This is a genomic window from Ruegeria sp. HKCCD7251, assembly GCF_013031165.1.
In the GTDB taxonomy this organism is placed as follows: domain Bacteria; phylum Pseudomonadota; class Alphaproteobacteria; order Rhodobacterales; family Rhodobacteraceae; genus Ruegeria.
This window is the reverse complement of sequence record NZ_WPZC01000008.1, coordinates 70,971-93,494: the sequence shown is the minus strand read 5'-3', so window position 1 is coordinate 93,494 and position 22,524 is coordinate 70,971. Positions and strand designations below refer to the sequence as shown.

20 protein-coding genes are annotated in these 22,524 nt (G+C 56.5%); 10 read left to right on the top strand and 10 right to left on the bottom strand.

Annotated elements, in window-relative coordinates; translation table 11 throughout:
- From GOX75_RS17115 to GOX75_RS17095, 5 genes are all read left to right on the top strand, one after another.
- A complete protein-coding gene (locus tag GOX75_RS17115; protein WP_171125115.1) occupies positions 1-1,089 on the top strand; it encodes an ABC transporter ATP-binding protein in 1,089 nt (362 codons plus the stop codon).
- 317 nt (positions 1,090-1,406) lie between these two features.
- The gene (locus GOX75_RS17110; protein ID WP_171123318.1) at positions 1,407-2,531 is read left to right on the top strand and encodes an extracellular solute-binding protein; all 1,125 of its coding nucleotides are present in this window, start codon (positions 1,407-1,409) and stop codon (positions 2,529-2,531) included.
- Between the two features lie 118 nt (positions 2,532-2,649).
- Entirely contained in the window at positions 2,650-3,762 is a 1,113-nt protein-coding gene (locus tag GOX75_RS17105) for an ABC transporter ATP-binding protein (protein WP_171125113.1), read from the top strand.
- A gap of 12 nt (positions 3,763-3,774) precedes the next feature.
- Entirely contained in the window at positions 3,775-4,695 is a 921-nt protein-coding gene (locus tag GOX75_RS17100) for an ABC transporter permease (protein ID WP_171125111.1), read from the top strand.
- The gene (locus tag GOX75_RS17095; RefSeq protein ID WP_171125109.1) at positions 4,692-5,951 is read left to right on the top strand and encodes an ABC transporter permease; all 1,260 of its coding nucleotides are present in this window, start codon (positions 4,692-4,694) and stop codon (positions 5,949-5,951) included. Before GOX75_RS17100 ends, GOX75_RS17095 begins: the two co-directional genes overlap by 4 nt.
- A 38-nt stretch (positions 5,952-5,989) precedes the next feature.
- Here GOX75_RS17095 and GOX75_RS17090 read toward each other — a convergent pair whose 3' ends face one another.
- The 10 genes from GOX75_RS17090 to GOX75_RS17045 all read right to left on the bottom strand — a co-directional run bounded on the left by GOX75_RS17090 (position 5,990) and on the right by GOX75_RS17045 (position 17,243).
- The gene (locus GOX75_RS17090; protein ID WP_171125107.1) at positions 5,990-7,909 is read right to left on the bottom strand and encodes a beta-galactosidase; all 1,920 of its coding nucleotides are present in this window, start codon (positions 7,907-7,909) and stop codon (positions 5,990-5,992) included.
- Entirely contained in the window at positions 7,906-8,766 is an 861-nt protein-coding gene (locus tag GOX75_RS17085) for an SMP-30/gluconolactonase/LRE family protein (RefSeq protein ID WP_171125105.1), read from the bottom strand. The genes GOX75_RS17090 and GOX75_RS17085 overlap by 4 nt, the downstream gene beginning before the upstream one ends.
- Complete coding sequence (locus tag GOX75_RS17080) at positions 8,763-9,368, bottom strand: 2-dehydro-3-deoxy-6-phosphogalactonate aldolase (RefSeq protein WP_171125103.1); 606 nt, start codon at positions 9,366-9,368, stop codon at positions 8,763-8,765. Before GOX75_RS17080 ends, GOX75_RS17085 begins: the two co-directional genes overlap by 4 nt.
- Complete coding sequence (locus tag GOX75_RS17075) at positions 9,365-10,258, bottom strand: 2-dehydro-3-deoxygalactonokinase (protein WP_171125101.1); 894 nt, start codon at positions 10,256-10,258, stop codon at positions 9,365-9,367. The genes GOX75_RS17080 and GOX75_RS17075 overlap by 4 nt, the downstream gene beginning before the upstream one ends.
- Positions 10,259-10,262: 4 nt before the next feature.
- Complete coding sequence (locus GOX75_RS17070) at positions 10,263-11,030, bottom strand: SDR family NAD(P)-dependent oxidoreductase (protein WP_171125099.1); 768 nt, start codon at positions 11,028-11,030, stop codon at positions 10,263-10,265.
- Positions 11,030-12,739, bottom strand: coding sequence for an IlvD/Edd family dehydratase (locus GOX75_RS17065; RefSeq protein ID WP_171125097.1), 1,710 nt, complete (start codon positions 12,737-12,739; stop codon positions 11,030-11,032). Before GOX75_RS17065 ends, GOX75_RS17070 begins: the two co-directional genes overlap by 1 nt.
- Before the next feature lie 13 nt (positions 12,740-12,752).
- On the bottom strand, positions 12,753-14,093 hold the full coding sequence (locus GOX75_RS17060) for an alpha-glucosidase/alpha-galactosidase (RefSeq protein WP_171125095.1): 1,341 nt from the start codon (positions 14,091-14,093) through the stop codon (positions 12,753-12,755).
- A gap of 22 nt (positions 14,094-14,115) precedes the next feature.
- Complete coding sequence (locus tag GOX75_RS17055; RefSeq protein ID WP_171123295.1) at positions 14,116-14,964, bottom strand: carbohydrate ABC transporter permease; 849 nt, start codon at positions 14,962-14,964, stop codon at positions 14,116-14,118.
- Position 14,965: 1 nt separating this feature from the next.
- Positions 14,966-15,889 (bottom strand): carbohydrate ABC transporter permease, encoded by a 924-nt coding sequence (locus tag GOX75_RS17050; RefSeq protein ID WP_171125093.1) that lies wholly within the window; start codon positions 15,887-15,889, stop codon positions 14,966-14,968.
- 94 nt (positions 15,890-15,983) lie between these two features.
- Positions 15,984-17,243: an ABC transporter substrate-binding protein gene (locus GOX75_RS17045; RefSeq protein ID WP_171125091.1), complete on the bottom strand. Its 1,260-nt coding sequence runs from the start codon at positions 17,241-17,243 to the stop codon at positions 15,984-15,986.
- A gap of 139 nt (positions 17,244-17,382) precedes the next feature.
- Between GOX75_RS17045 and GOX75_RS17040 the strand changes: the two genes are divergently transcribed.
- The 5 genes from GOX75_RS17040 to GOX75_RS17020 all read left to right on the top strand — a co-directional run bounded on the left by GOX75_RS17040 (position 17,383) and on the right by GOX75_RS17020 (position 22,524).
- Positions 17,383-18,189, top strand: coding sequence for an IclR family transcriptional regulator (locus GOX75_RS17040; RefSeq protein WP_171125208.1), 807 nt, complete (start codon positions 17,383-17,385; stop codon positions 18,187-18,189).
- Positions 18,186-19,244 (top strand): ABC transporter ATP-binding protein, encoded by a 1,059-nt coding sequence (locus GOX75_RS17035; protein WP_171125089.1) that lies wholly within the window; start codon positions 18,186-18,188, stop codon positions 19,242-19,244. The genes GOX75_RS17040 and GOX75_RS17035 overlap by 4 nt, the downstream gene beginning before the upstream one ends.
- Before the next feature lie 162 nt (positions 19,245-19,406).
- Complete coding sequence (locus tag GOX75_RS17030) at positions 19,407-20,366, top strand: dihydrodipicolinate synthase family protein (RefSeq protein ID WP_171125087.1); 960 nt, start codon at positions 19,407-19,409, stop codon at positions 20,364-20,366.
- Positions 20,357-21,289: a proline racemase family protein gene (locus GOX75_RS17025; RefSeq protein WP_171125085.1), complete on the top strand. Its 933-nt coding sequence runs from the start codon at positions 20,357-20,359 to the stop codon at positions 21,287-21,289. The genes GOX75_RS17030 and GOX75_RS17025 overlap by 10 nt, the downstream gene beginning before the upstream one ends.
- Positions 21,286-22,524 carry an FAD-dependent oxidoreductase gene (locus tag GOX75_RS17020; RefSeq protein WP_171125083.1) on the top strand — a complete coding sequence of 413 codons (1,239 nt, stop codon included), beginning with the start codon at positions 21,286-21,288 and terminating at the stop codon, positions 22,522-22,524. The genes GOX75_RS17025 and GOX75_RS17020 overlap by 4 nt, the downstream gene beginning before the upstream one ends.

Genomic DNA, 22,524 nt, shown 5'->3' with positions numbered 1-22,524 from the left:
ATGTCAGAACTCAATCTCACGGATGTCGCAAAGACCTATGGCACTGTTGATGTCCTGAAGGATATTAATCTCGACATCGAGCGCGGCGAGTTGATTGTTTTCGTAGGACCGTCTGGATGCGGCAAGTCCACCTTGTTGCGCATGATTGCGGGGCTGGAGAAAATCTCGGGCGGAACGCTCGAGATCGAAGGTCAGGTCATGAACGATGTGCCGCCGGCACAACGTGGTATTGCGATGGTGTTCCAAAGCTATGCCCTCTATCCCCATATGACCGTGCGCGAGAATATGGCCTTTGCCCTCAAGATCGCGAAACTGCCAGCCGACGAAGTCAATGCCGCCGTCGAGCGCGCCGCGCGAATTCTTCAGCTTGAACCGTTTTTGGATCGTTTGCCCAAGGCGCTGTCGGGTGGGCAGCGTCAGCGGGTCGCCATCGGCCGGGCCATTGTGCGTGACCCCAAGGTTTATTTGTTTGACGAACCGCTTTCCAACCTTGATGCGGCCTTACGCGTGGCGACGCGGATCGAAATTGCGCGTCTGAAAGAGGCGATGCCCGACAGTACGATGATCTATGTGACGCATGATCAGGTCGAAGCGATGACGCTTGCCAGCCGGATCGTGGTTTTGGCCAACAAGGGTATTGCTCAGGTCGGCACTCCGTTGGAACTGTATGAGACCCCGGACAACGAATTTGTCGCACAGTTTATTGGTTCGCCCTCGATGAACCTGCTGCCGGGGGTTATTGCACAAACGGGCGAAACAACTGTTGTCGAGTTGGAGGCTGGGGGAACCATCACCAGCAGTATTGCGACCGAAGCCGGGGATCAGGGCAAACATGTGAATGTTGGTATCCGGCCCGAGGATTTTGTTCCAAGCGACACGGATGCCGCCTTTCAGGGGGTGGTGGATTTCACCGAAGCCTTGGGAGAGGTCACTTTGCTGTATTTCGAAAACCGTACAGGGGCCGAGTCCGTAATTGCAAAATTGCAAGGCATTCAGCGCAACATGCGGGGGCAGATCGTCGCCCTTTCAGCCGATCCTGACAAGGTGCATCTTTTCCACAATGGTACAACCATGCGGAAAAAGCCCTGATATCTTTACCTGTTATAGAATCGCACCTGCGAACGGAGCGCGGTTCAATCCCGTTCAAGCAGTCACCAGAACCGTCGTCGCCAAAATAAGTGGCAAACACGCGGTGCGCCCATTTTGGGGGCGCATCACGCTATTTTAGTTAATCTGCATCAGCCCCTTTGTTTCATTGCGATACACCACATGTGAGAGGCACATCGTTTTCAAACTGGACTTATGAAAACTGGGAACTGTCACTTTTGGACTGACAGCCGGATCGCAAAGGTCTAGCCTGTATCCACAAAAACAAAAAAAACGGATCTACAACGGGAGATATGACGATGACTAAACACCAAAACCTGTCCCGTCGGACGGTACTGAAAGGTGCGGGCGCGGCGGCGCTGGCGGCACCTCTTTACAGCAAAAGCGCGCTTGCCTCATCGGGTGAGATCAACATTCTGATGTGGTCTGACTACCTGCCGCCCAGTTTCCTGGAAGAGTTTGAAACTCTGACCGGGATCAAGGTGAACTATACCGGTATCGGGTCGAACGAAGAAATCATCAACAAGATGAAGGCGACCAAAGGTCAGGGCTTTGACATTGTCTCGCCCACCAACAACCGGTCCCTGCAGTGGGAGCCACTGGAGCTGTTGCAGCCCTTTGACATGAACAAGGTGCCGATTGATCTGGTAAACCCGGCGATGGCTGCGATAGGCACGGATGCCTGGAACTTTGCGGACAGCGGCGTTCATTGGTTGCCGCATATCTGGGGCACCGAAGGGATCGCATATCGCACCGATCTGTGGCTGCCCGAAGGGGACGCGCCGTCCTATGGCGACGTCTGGTCCGAAGAAAACGCCGGCAAGACCATGGGCCGCGCACACTCCATGATGTTGGGTGCGGGTCTGTATATGGAGCGCGCTGGCGAGATGGAGCCGGGCTCTGTCTGGGCGGCCTATGGTGACGAAGACACCATGCGTAAAGTCTGGGGTCAGATCACCGACTGGTGTGTTGAGCGTAAGAACCGGATCAAATTGATCTGGAATGACGCGGATACCCAGAAAAATGGTCTGCTGAACGAAGGCGTTGTGGTTGGTCAAACTTGGGATGGTCCACCGCTGGCGCTGAAATCGGCGGGTGAGCCGGTGCACTATCAGGCTCCGGTCGAAGGTGCGATGGCTTGGGTTGACGGGATGGCAATGCCGACCGGTGCGACCAATATCGAACAGGTTTACGCCTTTATCGACTTTGCGTACCAGGCAAAACCGGCCGGTGTCGCGATTGACAGCCATGGCTATAACTCGCCTGTTCTGGGTGCCGATCAGTATTCCGGCGACACCTACAAGAAGAACTTTGCGGAAGCATATCCGGGCGACTCCTTGGCCAATCTGAACCCATGGCCGGCCGAGGCCCCATGGTACGCGGAAACCCGGACCGAGTTCGTCAACAAGTTCAAAAGCGCCTGATCGCGATGAACCCATACCCTTCGCCACCTGGCGAAGGGTAATCAAACCGCGCACAGTCAAGGTGCAGCGGACGCTAATTGGGTGCGCATAGCAAACGCACCAGACGGAGATACCAAAAATGAGTGCTGGGGTCGGTGTAGATCTTGAGAACCTTTGGATCCGCTTCGGTGACTTCGTCGCCGTTAGGGATGCCAATGTGAATATCAACGGTGGCGATTTCTTTTCGTTCCTCGGGCCGTCTGGTTGTGGCAAAACGACGATTTTGCGCGCCGTGTCGGGCTTTCTGGACCCAAGCGAAGGCAAGGTCCTGATCGGTGGCAACGACATGCAGGGCATCGGGCCGAACAAACGCCCAACCGCACTGATCTTTCAGAACCTTGCGCTGTTTCCCTTGATGAAGGTCTGGGAGAACATAACATTTTCGATGGAGATAAAAGGCGCTAGCGCTGCTCAACGCCGCAAGCGTGCGGACGAGTTGCTAGACATGATCGCTCTGCCCGGTCAGGGCGACAAGCTACCCAGCGAATTGTCAGGTGGACAACGTCAGCGTGTGGCGATTGCGCGCGCGTTGTGCGCCGAACCTGATGTTTTGTTGTTGGACGAACCCCTTTCGGCGCTTGATCTCAAACTGCGTCAACACATGCGGACGGAACTGCGAGAGATTCAGCAACGGGTCGGTATCACGTTTATCTATATTACTCACGATCAGGGCGAAGCTCTGACCATGTCGGACAACATTGCTGTCATGCGGGCTGGAGTGATTGACCAGATCGCTGACGGTAAGACGATTTACAACGATCCTAACACGGCATTTGCAGCTTCGTTTGTCGGTGAAAACAATGTGTTCCGAGGAAAGATCAAACAGATCATGGGGGCCGAGGCCCTGATCGCCACTAACCGTTCTGGAGATCTGGTGGCGCGGATATCCTCCGCCAATCAAGGCAAGATGAAAGAAGGCGATGAGGCGATGATGTTCATTCGCCCCGAGGCTTTTGCCATTGCGGCCGAAGGTGCATCTGGCAACCATTTCGTGACGGCGCGGGTCAATCACGAAGAGTTCGAGGGCAACGTGTTCAACATCTTCACTGAAGGTGAAGGCGGCAAAGAGATCAAAGTGTCGATCCCGAACCACGGACAGTCCTTCCAAGACCACACCGGACAGAACATCACGCTGGAATACGAGACCCACAACGCGGTTCTTGTCCCGGCGGGTGAACTGGCTGCGGAATAGAGGGTCGGACACATGCCCAAGTTCCTCAAGGAGTTTTTCAATCGCAACGGCACCGGGATGGGGCTGGCGATATTGGGGCTGGTCCTGTTCTGGACCATCGGCCTGATTATCCTGCCTCAATTGTCGATGCTCGACTTTTCGTTCCGCCCGAACCTGCCACCGCCGGAAATTGGCGGACCAAAGGACGTCTATACGCTCGAAAACTATAAATACCTGATTTACGGCCCCGAAGGGGGTTCTCAGGACTACAACTCGGTCGATCTCAGGGTGTTCTTCAGAACGCTGCTCGCGGCGGTTTGCGTGACTATATTCAACCTGATTATCTGCTATCCGATCGCATACTATCTGGGGCAATCCAAAGGCAGCCACATCCGTATTTTCGCGATTATGCTGATCATCCCTTACTGGATCAACGAAATCCTGCGCGCCTTCGCATTGCGGATCATCTTTGGTGAGACCGGAGTTCTGAACACCTTGTTCATGGGGCTGGGGATCTGGGATACTCCCTTTGATTTTATCCGCAATGACATCGCGCTCTATGCGGGTCTCGGATATGCCTACATCCTGTTGATGATCTTCCCGATCTACAACGTGATCGAAAGCCTTGATCACAACCAGATCGAGGCGGCGCGCGATCTGGGCGCGCCTTGGTGGAGGATTCACTGGCGCGTGGTTATTCCCTACGCCAAGCCGGGTATCAGTTCGGGCTGCACGATGGTCTTCATGCTATCCGCCGGTGCCCTTGCAGCGCCGCAGATTCTGGGCGGCCCGTCCAGCCTGTGGTTCACGCAACTGATCTATCAGCAGTTCAATGACAACAATGACTGGCCGCAAGGTGCCGCCTACGCGATCGTTCTGCTTGTGACCTGTATCTTGTTCGTTCTGGCGGTCATGCGTCTGTTCAAGGTGAACATGGGGGATATCGGGAAATGAACCTCTCTTTCCTTCGTGTAAGCATCTGGGTCTACCTGGCCCTTTTCTTCCTCTACCTGCTTGGTCCGCTTGTGATCATGTCGGTTACCGCGTTCAATTCCTCGGCTTTCCCGCGGATGACTCCGTGGGAGTGTCTGACCTTTCAGTGGTTCGGGGATCTGTTTCAGGACCAGCGTATCCTGAACGGGATCAAGAACTCGCTGATCATCGGTGCAGGAACGGTCGTTCTGTCGGTGGCGATGGGGCTGGCGGGTGCGCTGATGCTGACTCAGATATGGCCCAAGCTGCGTGCGACCTACTACACGATCATCATTGCCCCGATCCTGATACCGGGCGTGGTTCTGGGTATCTCGACGCTTGTATTCTGGGACCGGATCAATCGGATGCTGGGGCTGGGCGCAGATAGCGTTTTGTCAAACGGGGTTTTCCTGACAGTGATCGGTCAGTCCACCTTTATCGCAAGCTACTGCATGCTGGTTCTGGTGGCGCGATTACAACGCTATGACATGGCGTTAACTGAGGCCGCTCTGGACCTTGGTGCGACCCATGCACAGGCGTTTCGCAAGATCCTGCTGCCGTTCATGCGGCCCGCGATCGCATCGGCGGCTGTGCTGGCATTCCTTGCATCGTTCGAGAACTACAATACGACCACCTTTACCTTTGGCGAATACCCGACACTGACGATCGAACTGGCGCAGAAGGTACGCTATGGCATCACGCCGTCGATCTCGGCCCTGGCCTTTATCATCGTGGCGCTGACCGTGTTCTTTGCCCTTTTGAACGAGGCCAAGTTGAAGCGTCAGGAACTGGTTGCAGCCGCGCGCAAGAATGCCACGGTCGAGGAACTGGCGGGGAAAATCAAACTGCCCAGCTTCTTTGCAGGCAACATGGCCGCCGTGCTTCTGGTCGTGTTTGCCGTCGCCACGATTACCGTGGTCGGCACCGCAACCGCGTACAACCCGGCCCAGTGCATTGCCAATGTCAAAGAGGAAAAACGTTTGGAAGCCGAACAGCGTATCCAAGAGCTGCGCAAGCAGCGCGAGGAACAGCGCAAGAAGCGCGAAGCTGAAGAGGCCGAACAAGGCGATGCGGGGCAATCTGCGCCGAAACCTTCAAACAACAGCGGCTTTGGCAATGTGTTCGCACCGAACACGTTGGGCAGCGGCGAAGAAGAAAGCCAGGATACCCAAACGCCACCGGCAAACAACGGTGGTTTCGGGGGCGTATTCGACCCAAACAGCCTGAAATCTGAATAACTGAAAAGCCTGACAAAGGCCGCCTGCGCCCGAAGAGATTACCCCTCTTCGGGCGTATGTTTTGCCAATATGGCCACGTCGCACGCGTTGATCTTTGTACCGTTCCATTCCACCGGTACTGCGTTGTAGTTGATCAGGAATGTATGGCCCTTGGTGTCTCGCCGACGAAGGCCGCCGGGCATTGGGTGCAGCGCCAATCCCACCTGTTGCGAGGCCATTTTGATCACGCGATCCCACAGCGCCTCATCGGGGAAGCCCGCCAGATACCAAAACCCGTTTTCGCCTTTCAGGGCAGAAGTGCCGTCCTCAAAGGTCAGCAGATCGGGCGCTGATCCAGACAAGCGGTCAACCCAGTGCTGGGCGGCACCAACACCCTCGACTTTGCGTGTTACTGATGGGGGCAGGGTCTCAACCAGATCAACCTCACAGGCCAAACCCGACAAGCCAGGGCGCCCCGTACTGGGGATTTGGAAATCCGGCGTGATTGCCCCCGTGCGCGGGCCGAGGACAGCCAGAGCACATCCCTTGCTCAGGCGCATCTCAAGGTCGTTGTCCACACTGGCCAGACCCGGCGCAAGGATCACTTTGTAAGTGTTCTCGGGGACGTTGTCCGCGGATAGGAAATCGACGGAAAGCCCGGCCCGCCGCAGGGCGCGGTAGGCCGAAAACACCAGGCGGAAGTAATCGAATCCAGCGCCTTGTGGTTGGGTTGCCCACGCCCAGTCAGACGCATAGTCGAAAAGGATAGCAACATCGGCCTTGCTGTGTTGGACGTCGCCTAGTTGGGACAACACACCCCAAGTTTGCCGCGCTTCGGACAAGCCCGGTGCAGGTTTGTTGTTCGACGTCAACAACCCTGCGTGCATCTGTTCTTGGGCAAACGGAGCCTGCCGCCACCGAAAATAACCGACCACTTCGGCGCCATGAGCCACCGCTTCAAGCGACCAAAGCCGCACCATCCCCGGCAGGGGTGCCGGATTGTACGGAGCCCAGTTCACCGGCCCCGGTTGCTGTTCCATGACCCACCAGCGCTCGCGCCCGACCGCGCGATAAAGGTCGTGATGAAACGCCTGCATGTCGGGATCACCCTGCTGCAGAAAGGCGGTTTTGTGCGCCTCATCAGCCTCAAGCCTGTCTGACAGGAACCCGATGGGATAGCTGTCCCATGTGGCGATATCTAGATCTGCCCCGACTTTGAAGTGATCAAACTCCAGTGTGCGCCCCATGTAGTTGTGCAATAGGGGCGCGTTTGTCAGAGGGCGCAGAGCGTCGACTTGCGCCTTGTTAAATTCTACCACCTGATCAGAACTGAACCGACGAAAGGCCAGAACATGCGCTGGGTTTGGTTCTGTCACGGTCTGATTTGGCAGGTCGATCTGATCGAACCCATCGTATTCCATCGACCAGAACACATTACCCCAGGCAGAGTTCAACGCATCAATGGTGCCGTATTGGTCCTCAAGCCAGCTTTGAAAGGCGCGCAGGGCAGGGTCGCTGTAGCTGAGTGTCGTGTCGTGGCAGCCGTATTCATTGTCGATCTGCCAAGCGGCGACATGGGGATTAGCCCCGTAACGCTCGCCCATGATCTGGGCAATACGTGCGCATTCCGCGACATAGCCTTTGTGACTGAAACAATAATGTCGGCGCGATCCGAATTTTCTCGGCTGCCCTTGCGCGTCAATCGCCAGCATGTTGGGGTGTTTTTCCTGCATCCATCTTGGTGGCGTCGCAGTTGGTGTTCCCATCACGATCTTAAGCCCGGCCGACCCGAGTGTTTCAACAGCCCGGTCCAACCAGTCAAATTGCAGGTCACCTGCGGTCGGTTCCAGTCGGCTCCAGGCAAACTCACCGATCCGAACCCAGCTCAGTCCGGTTTCGATCATCTGTCGGGCGTCGTCTGCCCACATTTCCTCGGGCCAATGCTCGGGATAGTAACAAACGCCAAGTTCTGGCTTCATAGGATGACTCTGTGTTCTGGTTGCCCTTTGCCGGCATCAAAAGCGGCAAAGGTCATTCCGTTCGAGGGGTGTTGTGAGAGGGTGGTTTGATCCAAACCCTCCCGCGCGGTTGTGCAATAGAGTGTAGTCAGCTCTGCGCCGCCAAATGCCGGGCATGAGACATGTGCAGCGGGAAAGGTCACCGCTTTGAGGAACTGCCCATCAGCGTCATACGCCGCCACCCGGTGTGCGCCCCATTGCGCGATCCAGATATTCCCTTCCGTATCCACAACTGCGCCATCGGGGTTCAAACCGTCCACCCGCAGATCGAGGAAAACCTTGCTTTTGCCCTCGGGCCATCCGGTTTCGGTGTTTAGTGCCCAACGCATAACTTGTTTGGTCACTGTGTCGGTGTAGTACGCGCAGGACCGGTCCGGTGCGAAACAAATGGCATTCGAGATCGTGATATTGGGAACAAGCTGTCGCAATTCACCTTGCCAATAGCGATAGATCGCGCCTGCACCGTGCTCGGCGCTTTTACCCATCGTGCCAATCCAGAACCCGCCCCAAGGGTCGGCGCGGCCATCGTTTGATCGCGTGACAGGGTTGTCAGCCTCCAACGGCATGACAAGGTCTTTCGTGTTACTTGACAGATCGAAACGCCACAGCCCGGTTTCGGACGCAATCAGTAAGGTGTTCTCATCCACCCATCCCGCGGCCGAAACATGTTCCGGAAATTCCCAGCTAAGTTGTTCGCCGTCTACTTGCGACATCATGCGTTTGTTGATGATGTCGAACCAGAAAAGCTGATGCCTTTCGGGGTGCCATAACGGTCCTTCGCCCAATTCGCAGGGGCGATTGTCAAAGACCGGGCTCATCCGGCGGCCGTGTCATAAGCTGATACGATCCGCTGCGCTCGGTCGGCGACCTCTTGCACCGACAGACCCGGCTTGAACAGCGCAGAGCCTATGCCGAAACCGTCAGAACCGGCCTTTATCCATTCGGCAAAGTTCTCAGGGCCGGCACCGCCCACAGCAAAGATCAGCGATCCCGCAGGCAGGACCGGACGCAATGCCGCCAGGCCAGAGGGCCCCGCCATTACACCGGGAAACAGTTTCAACCCCGTCGCCCCCGCCTTGAGCGCGGTGAAGGCTTCGGTTGGAGAATAAACTCCGGGCCAGCTCTGCATGCCCAGTTCAACCGTGCGATGGATGACTTCGGGGTCGCAGTTTGGCGATACGACAAGCTTTCCGCCAACGCGGGCCGCATCGTTTACTTGCTGGGGTGTCAGAACGGTTCCCGCTCCGATCAATGCCTGATCGCCAAACTTCTCAACCAGAATTGAGATACTGTCTAACGGGTCGGGTGAATTCAGCGGAACTTCGATCCGGTCAATGCCTGCTTCGATCAGGGCATGTCCGATTTCGGCTGCTTCGGTGGGTTGCAGTCCACGAAGGATGGCAATGATAGGGCGGCTCATACAGTTTGCCTCGTCAGCATGCGAGCTTGAAACAGACCCGCCAATGTGGATTGGGTTGCGTTAACAGTCTCAACAAGAGCGCCTTGTTGCTTGAGGGCGCTTGCATAGACATTTGCGATACCTTCGGCGCCAATGATTGCGATTTGCTGACCCAACCAGTAAGGGCGTGTCGCCGCAAGTTCCGCGCCAATCAGAAACCCGGAAAGATGTGCCCGCGCGACACCAGGATCTTCACCGCGCAATAAATCAGCGGCCCGCAAACCAAACAACCGTGCTGCAAGCTGTTCCGGTTTCGACAAGGTGTCCGCGACCGCTTCGGCAAAGGCGACGTCGTCCCAGCCTTCGCTGACCGAATGTCTTAGAACCGATTGTCCGCGCAAAAGCTCAAACAATTCACCGGTCATGAACGTCCGGAAACTGACGACCTCATCGGCACTGATCTGCACCCACTTGGTATGCGTCCCCGGCAGGCATAGGACGCCGTCCCAGTTTTGGCGGCCAGCTAAAAATCCGGCGATCTGGGTTTCTTCGCCGCGCATGACATCTGGCGGAGCGTTTTGTTTCAACCCCGGCACAACAAACGTCCGAATGCGTGGATCCGTGTTGGGCACGCGGATTGGGGCCGACGGAAGAGGGGCAACAGGAACAGTGGAATAGGGGGCCTCGACCCAGCCTTGCCTTGCCCCGACCATACCGCACGCGACAACGTCGGTTGTCGTGCCGCCCAGCCAGTCTTCGATCAGGTCCAACAGTGCCGGCTGAAATTCGGTTTTACTCAGACGACCCATACCTTTGTCGGATTTGGCTTGATCCAGAATCTTTTCACCCTGCATTGCCCAAACTCGTAGATGAGAGGTTCCCCAGTCTGCCGCGATCCATTCAGCGCTCATTGCATTACCCCGTCACCACCACGCCACCGTCGACAACCATGCATTGTCCCGTCATCGCCCGGCTGGCTCGCGAGGCCAGAAACAAGGTTGGTTCGATCATGTCTTCTGGCGTCAGGTGCTCCTTGAGGCATTGCCGGTCTAAATGCGCGGCCAGATCCTCGGGCGTTGCCCACATATCCAACTGCTTTTGCGTCAGCACCCAGCCGGGCGCCAGGGCGTTTACCCGGATATTCTGCGGCCCAAGCTCACGCGCCAGCGACCGGGTCATCCCGGTAATCCCGGCGTTTGAGGTTGTGTAAATTGGATAACCGGCGTTGCCCATCATGTAGCTGATCGAACTGAAATTGATGATCGACCCGCCGGTGCCCTGCATCTGCCGAGCGGCTTCCTGACAGGCAAAGTAATATGCTTTCAGGTTCACCTCGATCATCCAGTCCCAGAATTCGGGTGTGGTTTCTTCGAGAGAGTGGCGCTTGTCGTTCGCGGCGTTGTTCACCAACACGTTGATTGGGCCGTATTCCTCGGCCGCCTTGTTCATCGTCGCGTGCAGCAACTCGGTATCCGTCATGTCGCCCTGCATGAACAAGGGGGCTCGGCCATGTTTGTTGCGCATCTGTTCGACAAATTCGCTGGCGTCAGACCGGCCGATAAAGGCAACGTTTGCGCCCTGCGCCATAAACCCGTCGGTCAGCGACGCGCCAACACCCGATCCGCCACCGGTGATGTAGACTGTGGCCTCGTTCAGGTCGTGAAATGTGGCTGGTTGATCCATCAATGGCTCTCTCTGGTAACTAGGCGGGTGTCTTTGCCGACTAGGAAATCAAGGTCCGCGCCCTGATCGGCCTGCAAGACGTGATCAATGTAAAGTTTCGCGTATCCACGGGAGTAGTGCGGTTCGTCCGGTTGCCATGCTGCGCGGCGTGCGTCCAGCTCGGTTTGGTCAACCAAAAGTTCCAGCTCGCCCTTGCTGGCGGATACACGGATGCGGTCGCCAGTTTTGACCAGCGCCAGCGTGCCACCCGCCTGTGCTTCGGGGCTTACATGCAGAATGACGGTGCCGAAAGCCGTTCCGGACATGCGCGCGTCCGAGATACGGATCACGTCGCGCACGCCGTCTTTCACCAGTTTGGCCGGGATCGGCATGTTGCCCACCTCGGGCATCCCCGGATACCCCTTGGGTCCGCACCCCTTGAGGACCAGAATGGTGTCGGGTGTGACGGGCAGGTCTTCGCGGTCAATATTGGCTTTCAGATCTTCGATGCTTTCAAATACATAGGCTTCAGCCTCGGTCTCAAGCAATTCATCTGTTGCGGCCGAGGGTTTCACGATCGCCCCGTTGGGCGCCAGATTGCCACGCAGTACGCGCAGACCCGCTGCAGGTTTCACGGGATCATCAAAGCCGCGGATCACATCGCGGTTAAAACATTCAGCCCCTTCGTAATGGGCCGAGATATCCTTGTTCAGCACGGTTTTCGCGGGTCGTAGGAAGGGTTTCAATTCGTTCAAAACTACCGGAACACCGCCTGCATAGCAGAAGTCTTCCATCAAGTATTGGCCCGAGGGCATGCAGTTCACCAACAGGGGAATGTCTGACCCGATCTCAAAATCCTTCAGCGTCAGGTCCACTCCGACCCGACCGGCCAGGGCCAGTAGGTGCACGACCGCATTGGTCGATCCGCCGACCGCCGCGTTGGTCAGGATGGCATTTTCAAATGCTTCCTTTGTCAGGATGTCAGATGGTTTCAGGTCTTCGTCCACCATCTCGACAATCCGTTTGCCGGTCAGATGCGCCAGCGCCATGCGCCGAGCGTCAACGGCGGGAAGGGCGGCGTTGGTAGGCAGGCTCATACCCATCGCCTCGACCAATGAAGCCATGGTTGAGGCCGTGCCCATCGTCATGCAGACACCCGCGCTGCGCGACATGCCGGATTCAGCGTTCATGAAATCCTGCAGGGTCATCTCTCCGGCGCGCACGGCTTCTGAGAACTTCCAGACATCCGTGCCCGAACCGATATCCTGCCCCCGATACTTGCCGTTCAGCATCGGGCCAGAGCTGACCACGATGGACGGCAGATCGACCGAGGCCGCACCCATCAACTGCCCCGGCGTTGTCTTGTCGCAGCCGCCCAGCAGGACGACACCGTCGATACCATAGGCCCGAATGGATTCCTCGACATCCATGGCTAGAAGGTTGCGAAACAGCATCGCGGTCGGCTTCATCTGTGTCTCGCCCAGCGACATGACCGGGAATTCGACGGGAAAGCCTCCGGCCTCCCACACGCCACGTTTGACGCCCTCGGCCAGATCACGCAGGCCCGAGTTGCATGGGGTCAATTCGGACCATGTGTTACAAATGCCAATGACCGGGCGGCCATCAAATGCGTGATCAGGGAAACCTTGGTTCTTCATCCACGAGCGGTGAATGAAGCCGTCCTTGTCCAGCTTTCCGTACCAATGTTCCGAGCGGCGTTTCTTGGTCATGAACTTTGCCCTTTCAAGCGGCTTTGGCGGGTTGGCACCAATCGGGCAGCCAATCGGCATGTGCTGTCAGAAGATCGCTGACCAGATTGCGGATCTGGCGCAAATCCAATTCGGCAGCTGTGTGCGGATCCATCATTGCAGCGTGGTAAATGAACTCTGGATTTTGTTCGACCAAAGCCCGTACGGTCAGTTCCTGTACGTTTATCTGAGTGCGCATCAGGGCAATCAGTTGCGGCGGTATATCCGTCACAACGGAAGGCTGAACACCATTGCTGTCTACAAGACAGGGTGTTTCAACGGCCGCGCCAAACGGCAATTGCGGAATCTGTCCAGTGTTGGGCAGGTTGCCATAAGCCACATAGGGTGCGTCCGTGACAATCGCGTTCATCAGATCGGCGGCAAACTCATGGCTACGCTTTACTTCGATGTTGCGGCCATCGGTAAGCGTTTTGGCCTGTTCCTTCCAATTGGCGACTTGTTCCTCGCAACGTGTCGGATACTCGTCCAATGGAATCCCGAACTGGTCAATCAGGTCATGCCGCCCCTCTTTAATGAACCAAGGGACATACTCGGCCAGATGCTCCGAGCTTTCGGTGCAGAAATAGCCCAAGTGATCCATCACTTCGTATCGCACCTTGTTCGGACACCGAGGCATCAACAACGGAGCTTTGGGAATCTGCCCGCCGGCATAGCCCTGACGAAGCGCCGGGTAGAGGTCGCGCCCTTCGTGTTCAAGCCGCAGGAAGAACGCGACGTGATTTACACCCGCGACCTTGTACCGGATTTCCTGTTTGGGCAGGTCCAGATCATGCGCCAGTTCCTCGATTGTGTTCTGGACCGAATGGCACAGACCCACGTGCTTTAATGCTGGGAATTGCTCGGCCAGCGCCCAGGTGTTGATGGCCATGGGGTTGACGTATTGCAGCAACGTTGCGTTGGGGCAAAGCTGCATCATGTCTTGCGCGACGCCCCAGAGAACAGGAACGGTCCGCAGACCACGCATTATGCCGCCAACGCCCAGTGTGTCGGCGATGGTTTGGCGCAGGCCGTATTGTTTTGGGATTTCGAAATCAGTAACCGTACAGGGGTTGTAACCGCCCACCTGAAACGCGGTGATCACAAAATCGGCGCCGTCAAGCGCCGCCCGTCGGTCTGTGTGCGTGGTGACCGTTGCGCCTGTCCCGACCGACCGGATCATGGCTTTGGCTACGGCTTCGCTTTCAGCCAACCTTTCTGGGTCTATGTCCATCAGCGCAAAGTGGCTGCCCGACAGGGACGGGGTAAGCAGCGCATCACCCACGATGTTCTGCATGAAAATCGTGGAGCCTGCTCCAACGAAAGCAATCTTGGTCATTTTGCAAACCTTTGGTTTGGCGTTATTTTACGGCACCGAGGGTCAGCCCCGCGATGAAATGCTTCTGCATGAGAAAGAACATGGCGACCGGCGGCAGCGCTGCCACGATCGAGCCCGCACTCATGAGCTGATAGGCGGCCCGGAATTGCGCGTTGAAACTGGTGATACCTGCAGTGACCGGCTGGCTTTCAGCGCCTTGGGTCAGGACGACGGCCCAGAAGTAATCGTTCCAGATGAAGGTAAAGATAAGCACGCTGAGTGCGGCAATCGCCGGTTTCATCAGCGGCAGGACGACGTACCAGAAGATGCGCCATTCGCTGATACCTTCGACCCGGGCCGCTTCGATCAACTCGAACGGAAGAGCGCGGATAAAGTTACGCATGAACAGTGTGCAAAAGCCCGTTTGGAACGCGATGTGAAACAGGACAAGTCCGGTTTTGGTGTTGTACAGACCCAGTTGCAGTGTCAGGTCGCGCACCGGAACCATCAGAATTTGGAACGGTACGAAATTACCCGCCACGAACATGAAGAAAATCCATAGGTTCGATCTGAACTTGTAGATCCCCAGCGCAAACCCGGTCATGCAACTAAGAGCGACAGCCCCGATCACCGTTGGGATTGTGATCAGGAACGAGTTCAGCAGATACCGCGGCATGTCCGAGTTGAAGAAGACTTGCCCATAGTTGAAGGCGCCCTCGAAGCTGGACGGCAGGCCCCAGTAGTTCGCATTGGTAAAGTCCGCAGCCGGTTTGACCGAGAACAGAGCAACAGCCAACAACGGCCCCAGCCACAACAGAAGGGCAAGCGGCAACATGGCCTGATACGAAATCTGCGCCGCGCGAGATTGCTTTTCGATAGGTTTGGGAAACATCTTAGTGCCCTCTCTCTTCGCGGTACATCGACCATAGGAAATAGGCGATGAAGCAGAGCATGATCAGGAACAGGATCACCGCGATGGCCGCGCCGTATCCCATGCGGAAACCATATTCGGACAACGCAACCTCGAACATGTAATAGGCCAACACGCGGGATGATCCGAACGGCCCCCCTTGGGTCATGATCGAGATCAGGTCGAAGGACCGCAGCGCGCCGATGATTGTCACGACAAAGGCAATGAATGTGGCAGGGCGCAGTTGCGGCAGGATGATGTGCCATAACATGCGCACACCTTTGGCGCCGTCCAGACGTCCGGCCTCGATCTGTTCGGGGTCCACTGCGTTCAGGCCCGTCAGATAAAGGATCATGCAATACGCCGTCTGCGGCCAGAGGCCCGCGAAGATGATACCGTAGGTGACGAAGCGCTCATCGCCCAGAACATTCAGGGGTTCGATACCGAAGACGCCTAGAAATTCATTCAGCAGACCGAATGTCGGGTCATAGAACCATGTGAAAACCAGCCCGACAACGACCTGAGAAATCACGAAGGGAAAGAAAAACAGAGACTTGTACAGTCGGATGCCCCAAACCGTCTGGTTCAGGAAAAGAGCGATGAACAAACCCGCCGGGATAGCTGCCAGATAAAGGATCAGCCAGATCAGGTTGTTCTTTAGTGATACAAAGAAGGCATCCCGGTCGACCCATTCCCAATACAAGTCTTCGTAGTTGCGAAACCCGACATATTCGGCCGAGCCAAGCCCGTCCCATTCATAAAGTGACAAATTGAAGGACTGAAAGACCGGTATGATCACGTAGACCATGAAAAACAACAGGCCGGGGGCCAGAAACAGCCAGGGCGCAATGCGTTGTTGATTTCGGTGGAACCAGCTTTCTTGTTCCGGGGTGTCGACAGCGGACATGAGGTATCTCGGGTCTGGTGGGGTGAAGGCGGGCTGAAGCCCGCCCTACAATTGAGGGTGACGCAGGCCGGGCTTTCGCCCGGCCTATGCCGGATCAGTTGTCGTAGATACGCTCACGTGCGCGCTCGAGCTTGGCGAGTATCTTGTCCGCGTTGTCAGGTTTGACCATAAATTCCTGGAAACCTTCCATCGACACCTTGGCCATTTCCGCCGGAGCGTCGCGGTCCCAGAACTGGGCGACACCGCCGGGGCTGTTCGACGAAAGCATCTCGAAGCCTTGGTTCAGGAATTTGTCGTTATCGACCGAAGACTTGGCATTGACCGGAAGTTGACCAAGGTTCGAGCCGTTGTTGATTTCCGTCTGCTCATCAGCCGAAACAACGAACCGCAGGAACTCGCGCGCGGCTTCTTTGTTCGATGCGTTCGACGGGATGTGGAACGTATCGGTTGGTGCGTCTTCTGCCAGTTCAACATCGGGGTTGATGGCAACGAACTGGTAGAAGTCGAGTTGATCGTCGCTGAGGCCCGCCTCGCGCAGCGGCGCGACGGCAAAGTTACCCATCAAGTAGGCGGCCGCTTCACCATTGACCATGAAGGGCAGGGCTTCCTGCCAGCTATAGGTCTGGTGGTTGTCGATGAAGGCGCCCATATCAATCAGTTGCTTCCAGTTCGCGAAGGTCTGTTTGACGCGGTCGTCTTCCCAGCTCACCTCGCCATTGGCCAGTTGCTGGTGGAAGTCGAAGCCGTTGGTGCGCATGTTCAGATAGTCGAACCAGCCGCCAGCGGTCCAAAGGAACTTGGTGCCGATCGTATAGCAGGCGCGGCCTGAATCGACGATTTTCTGGCAGTTTGCCAGTTCTTCTTCCCAAGTGGTCGGCTCGGACAGGCCCAGCTCATCAAAGATGTCTTTGCGGTAGTAAACACCCCACTGATAGTAGGTATAGGGCACGCCCCACTGCTTGCCGTCGATGGTCATTGCACCCTTGGTCGATGCGAGGTTTTCAGCGATCTCAGGCTCGGCCCACAGGTCGGACACATCTTCGAACAGGCCGGCTTCGACATAGGGTTTCATACGGTTGGCAGCGTACCACGTCGCGACATCTGGCGTGTCGGCGGTTAGAAAGTTCCGAATTTGGGTCTTGTATGCCTCGCGGTCGATAACCGTGGTCTCGATTTCCAAACCGGGATGTTGTTCCGCGAAACGGTCGATCATCGCTTCCATCGTCGCGCGCGGCGCAGGGTTGGACGTATCAAGAAAGATTCGCAGCTCACCAGTCAGTTCGGCATAGGCTGGAACAGCGAGTGCAACGCTCATGGCCAGCGCAGCCGTCGTGCGCTTGTAAATGGAATGCATAGTTTCCTCCCTTAGCTTCCATTTGGTTCCAAATATTGAAACCGAGTTTTATATATTGAAAACTACACATCGAATCGGTTAGCCTTGTCAAGACCCTCGTGCGGATGCCGATGGATCAATGGGAGGAGAAAGAACGCTCGTGGCAGGTGACGGAACAATAGGCAAAGCATGTGACGTGCTGGATCAGGTCGCTGCGTTTCAGCGCCCTGTTAGATTTGCAGAGCTGCTGGATAGCAGTGAATTTCCCAAGGCAACCTTATATCGGTTCCTGCAATCCCTGACCAATCAGGGTATGTTGTCATACGACCCGGACCGGCAAACCTATATGCCGGGATTGCGTCTGGTCCGGTTGGCCCATTCGGCATGGACACAAAGCTCGCTTGCGCCAATCGCGCGACCCTTTTTGGATGCTCTAAGCCGCGAGACGGGTGAAACCGTGCATCTGGCCCAGATGGATGCCGGTCAGGTGCTGTATGTTGATAAACGAAATGCAACGCAGCCGATCGAGATGTATTCACAAGCTGGAAAGGTCGGCCCCGCTTATTGCACAGGTGTCGGCAAGGCGATGATGGCGTATCTTGCAAGCGATGCATTGGATGATGCGGTCTCACAGCAAAGCTATCATAGGTTCACGGAAAAAACCTTGGCATCCGAAGATGCATTGCGGGCCGACCTCGATCTAATACGCGAGCGCGGGTATGCGATTGACGACGAAGAACACGAGCCCGGAATCATTTGCGTCGCTTGCCCAATTCTGACGGCAAGCGGACGGATGTTGGGGGCAATCTCGGTGACGGGAAGCACCGAGCGCATGAATTTCAACCAACTGGAAACATGGGTACCCCGAGTTCGCCGCGTGGCCGAACAAATAGGTGCCGAAGTACAAGCGTGGCGGTTCCCAGAAGCCGGCCCAAACACCGATAGCGACAGGAAGCAAGCGACATGACGGGTGTAACTCTGAACCAGGCGATTAAACGCTACGGCGAAACGCAGGTTATTCACGGTATTGATCTGCAAATCGAAGATGGTGAGTTTTGTGTATTTGTCGGGCCTTCGGGATGCGGCAAGTCCACGCTGCTTCGGATGATTGCGGGGCTTGAGGAAACGTCCGAAGGGCAAATTCACATTGGTTCGCGGGACGTGACGCATATGGACCCGGCCAAGCGGGGCGTTGCAATGGTCTTTCAGACCTATGCCTTGTACCCCCACATGACAGTTGCCGAGAATATGGGGTTCGGGCTGCGCATGAATGGCGTCGCGAAATCCGAGATCGATCAGAAAGTGAAAGAGGCCTCGGGCATCCTGAAACTGGATCAGTATCTCAAGCGTAAGCCCAAGGCCCTTTCGGGCGGTCAGCGTCAGCGGGTCGCCATTGGCCGAGCGATTGTCCGTGGGCCCGAGGTCTTTTTGTTTGATGAACCTTTGTCCAATCTGGACGCAGAACTGCGCGTTGAGATGCGTGTTGAAATTGCGCGCCTTCACAACGAGATTGGCGCGACGATGATCTACGTGACCCATGACCAGGTCGAGGCCATGACCATGGCTGACAAGATTGTGGTCCTGCGCGACGGACGGATCGAGCAGGTCGGCGCGCCAATGGACTTGTACCGCGATCCGGATAACCGCTTTGTCGCCGGATTCATCGGCTCCCCGGCCATGAACTTTCTGGAATGTGATTTCAAGGACGGCAAGATTCTGCATCCCGCGTTGGCTGAGCCACTAGAGATGAGTGTGGCTGTGCCTCAAGGTATGACCAAGGTCACTCTGGGCATTCGGCCCGAGCATATCGAAGTTGATCGGTCGGGTGATACCTGCACGGTCGACCTGACAGAAGCATTGGGCGGTGTGAGCTATTCATATCTGTTGACCCCGAATGGCGACAAACTGATCGTCGAAGAACGCGAAGATCAGCGCAGCAAACAGGGCGAACGGATCGGCATAAAAGTTCGCCCGGAACGTGCCATGTTGTTTGAACCCGAAGCGGGGGGAAGACTCCGGTAATATACATATTGTCGGGTCCAACGAAGAAACGCGCCGGGGCACCAGAATGGCGCGTTTTTTCATATGTAATAGAGCTGGATTTTGTATCCAATATCCGATAGAGCGAGTTGAATGGGCCTGAAACCAGCGCCCGAATACTGTTTGATTGGAAGGATGACACGGATGTCGACCAATGTGTTCACGGGAACAATGCCTGCACTGATGACCCCCTGTAACGCTGACCGCACACCTGATTTCGACGCGTTGGTTCACAAAGGGCAGCAGATGATCAGCGCTGGTATGTCGGCAGTCGTCTATTGTGGGTCGATGGGTGATTGGCCCTTGTTGACGGACGAGCAGCGGATGGAAGGTGTTGAGCGCCTCATCGCGGCAGGCTTGCCCGTGGTTGTCGGCACGGGGGCCATAAACACGAAGTCAGCCGTTGCCCATGCGGCCCATGCGCAGAAAGTTGGGGCCGTTGGCCTTATGGTCATACCGCGCGTTCTATCGCGCGGCAGCTCTCCAACTGCGCAGAAGAACCACTTCAAGGCGATCCTAAACGCAGCGCCGGACGTCCCGGCGATCATTTACAACAGCCCATATTATGGGTTCGCGACCCGGGCTGACCTGTTTTTTGCTCTGCGCGCAGAGCATCCAAACTTGATCGGCTTCAAGGAATTCGGGGGTAAGGACGACCTGCGCTATGCCGCTGAAAACATCACCAGCCAGGAGGATCACGTGACGTTAATGGTCGGAGTCGACACCGAAGTGTACCACGGATTTGTAAATTGTGGTGCTACCGGGTCGATCACCGGCATCGGAACGGCCCTGCCACGCGAAGCCTTGCTTTTGGCGGCGCTGTCCAAGAAAGCGGCGCAAGGGGATGCCGAGGCGCGGGTGCGCGCACAGGAATTGACCGAGGCGATTCACGTCCTGTCCAGCTTTGACGAAGGGCCTGATCTGGTGCTTTATTACAAGCACTTACTGGTGCTGAACGGCGAACAGGAGTACCGTTTGCATTTTAACGAAACGGATGAGTTGACGGATGCGCAGCGTAATTACTGCGAGCAGCAATATGCTCTTTTTCAGGCGTGGTTTGCCAACTGGTCAAAGCAGGGCGGAGTGATCGCTGAATGCACGTGATCGACAGCCACACCGGAGGAGAGCCAACACGGGTTATCCTAGAAGGTGCGCCTGATCTGGGCACGGGCGCCTTGTCAGAGCGCGCCCGAAGGTTGGCAGAAGATCACGAGGGGTTTTATCGGTCGGTTATGCTTGAACCACGCGGCCAATCGGCCATGGTCGGGGCGCTATTGGTCGAGCCAGTGGATCAGACCTGTGTTGCCGGTGTGATTTTCTTTGATGTTGATGCTGTTCTTGGCATGTGCGGACATGGAACAATTGGCCTTACCGTGACCCTTGGGCATCTGGGGCGCATAGGTATTGGATCTCATCGGATCGAAACGCCTGCCGGTATCGTCACGGTCGAACTGCACGATGCGCATACGGTCACCGTGACGAATATCGAAAGTCGGAGGGTCCACGGCGATATCTCCATCGAAGTACCCGAATACGGAACCGTAACCGGCGATGTCGCTTACGGTGGCAACTGGTTTTTCATCGTTGACCCAAGCCCGATTCCGGTCGAGCCCGGCAACATCCGCAGGCTGACAGATCTTACGATCGCGATCCGTGACGCCTCAGTTTCACAAAGTATCGGAGGGGAGCAGGGCGAGCCCATAGATCACGTGATCTTTCAAGACGCCTCACCCGATAATAGTGTTCACAGTCGCAATTTTGTTCTTTGCCCTGACAATAATTATGATCGTTCGCCCTGCGGAACTGGCAGCTCAGCGCGGCTGGCGTGTCTTGCCGCAGATGGCGTTCTGGCTCCGGGAGAGGAAATCGTTCAGCAGAGTGTGATTGGAAGTAAGTATCGGCTGTCTTACCAACCCGGCCTGAATGGTGGTGTGATCCCTTCGATTACTGGGCAGGCTTTCATCATGGCCGAAGCGACGTTGATCTTTGACAAGGCTGATCCATTCAAGACTGGGATCGCGTTGTGACCGAACAGGTCGTTGTCATTGGAGCTGGTGTCATCGGTATCACAACCGCGCTGGAATTGCAGCGCCGCGGGCATTCGGTGCTGGTGTTGGACAAGGGTGGTGTTGCGGCTGAAACCTCGGCCGGAAATGCAGGTGCTTTTGCGTTCCCCGAGGTCGAGCCGCTGGCGACACCCGGCATCATGCGAAAAGCCCCGAAATGGCTACTGGACCCTCTTGGCCCGTTGTCCATTCCCCCGGCCTATGCGCTCAAAATCGCACCTTGGATGTACCGGTTCTGGCGCGCGAGCCAACCGGGACAATACGCCAGATTGGTAGAGGCGCAGGCCAACCTGATGCGATTGTCGGCGGCGGCGTTGGAGCGGCTGCTTCCTGCCGTCAATGGCGAACCGCTGATGCAGCGCGACGGGCAGATGCAGCTTTATGAATCCGAAGCCGAATTCCGCGCCAGCCTGCAAGCATGGGAAGTTCGCCGCGCCCATAGCATCAAGTTCGAGCTTTTGGAAAGTCCGGCAGCGATCGCGGAAAAGCAGCCCGGTCTCAGTTCACGTTTCACGCATGCCGGGTTTACGCCGGATTGGCTGAACACAATTGACCCAAAGAAGTGGGTCGAGCATCTGGCGCAAGCCTTTCGTGGCCGACAAGGCAGGATCGAACAGCAGGACATTCGGGCGCTGACACCGTTGGAAAACGGTGTGCGTATCACTACGCAAGGGGGTACGATTGACACCGCAAAACTCGTGCTGGCAGCAGGTGCATGGTCGCATCACCTTGCACGGACGCTTGGGGATCACATACCGCTTGAGACCGAGCGGGGTTACAACACCACCTTGCCAGATGGGGCCTTTGATCTTCGGATGCACTTGACCTTTTCTCGTCACGGTTTTGTGGCCAGCCGGATCAACGGCGGCGTCCGCGTGGGCGGGGCGGTCGAGTTGGCGGGACTGAGCTTGCCACCAAATTTCAAACGGGCGGACACATTGCTGAAGAAGGCGACGCAGTTTCTTCCCGGTTTGAACACCGAAGGTGGCACTCAGTGGATGGGGTTTCGTCCGTCTTTGCCCGACAGCATGCCCGTGATTGGGCGGTCTCCAAACGCGGCTGACGTAATTTATGCCTTTGGCCACGGGCATCTAGGACTGACGCAATCGGCGGGCACCGCTGAACTTGTCGCGGCACTCATTGATGACCGGGACGTGCCGATTTCGTTGGCTCCGTACTCTCCGGCACGGTTCTGA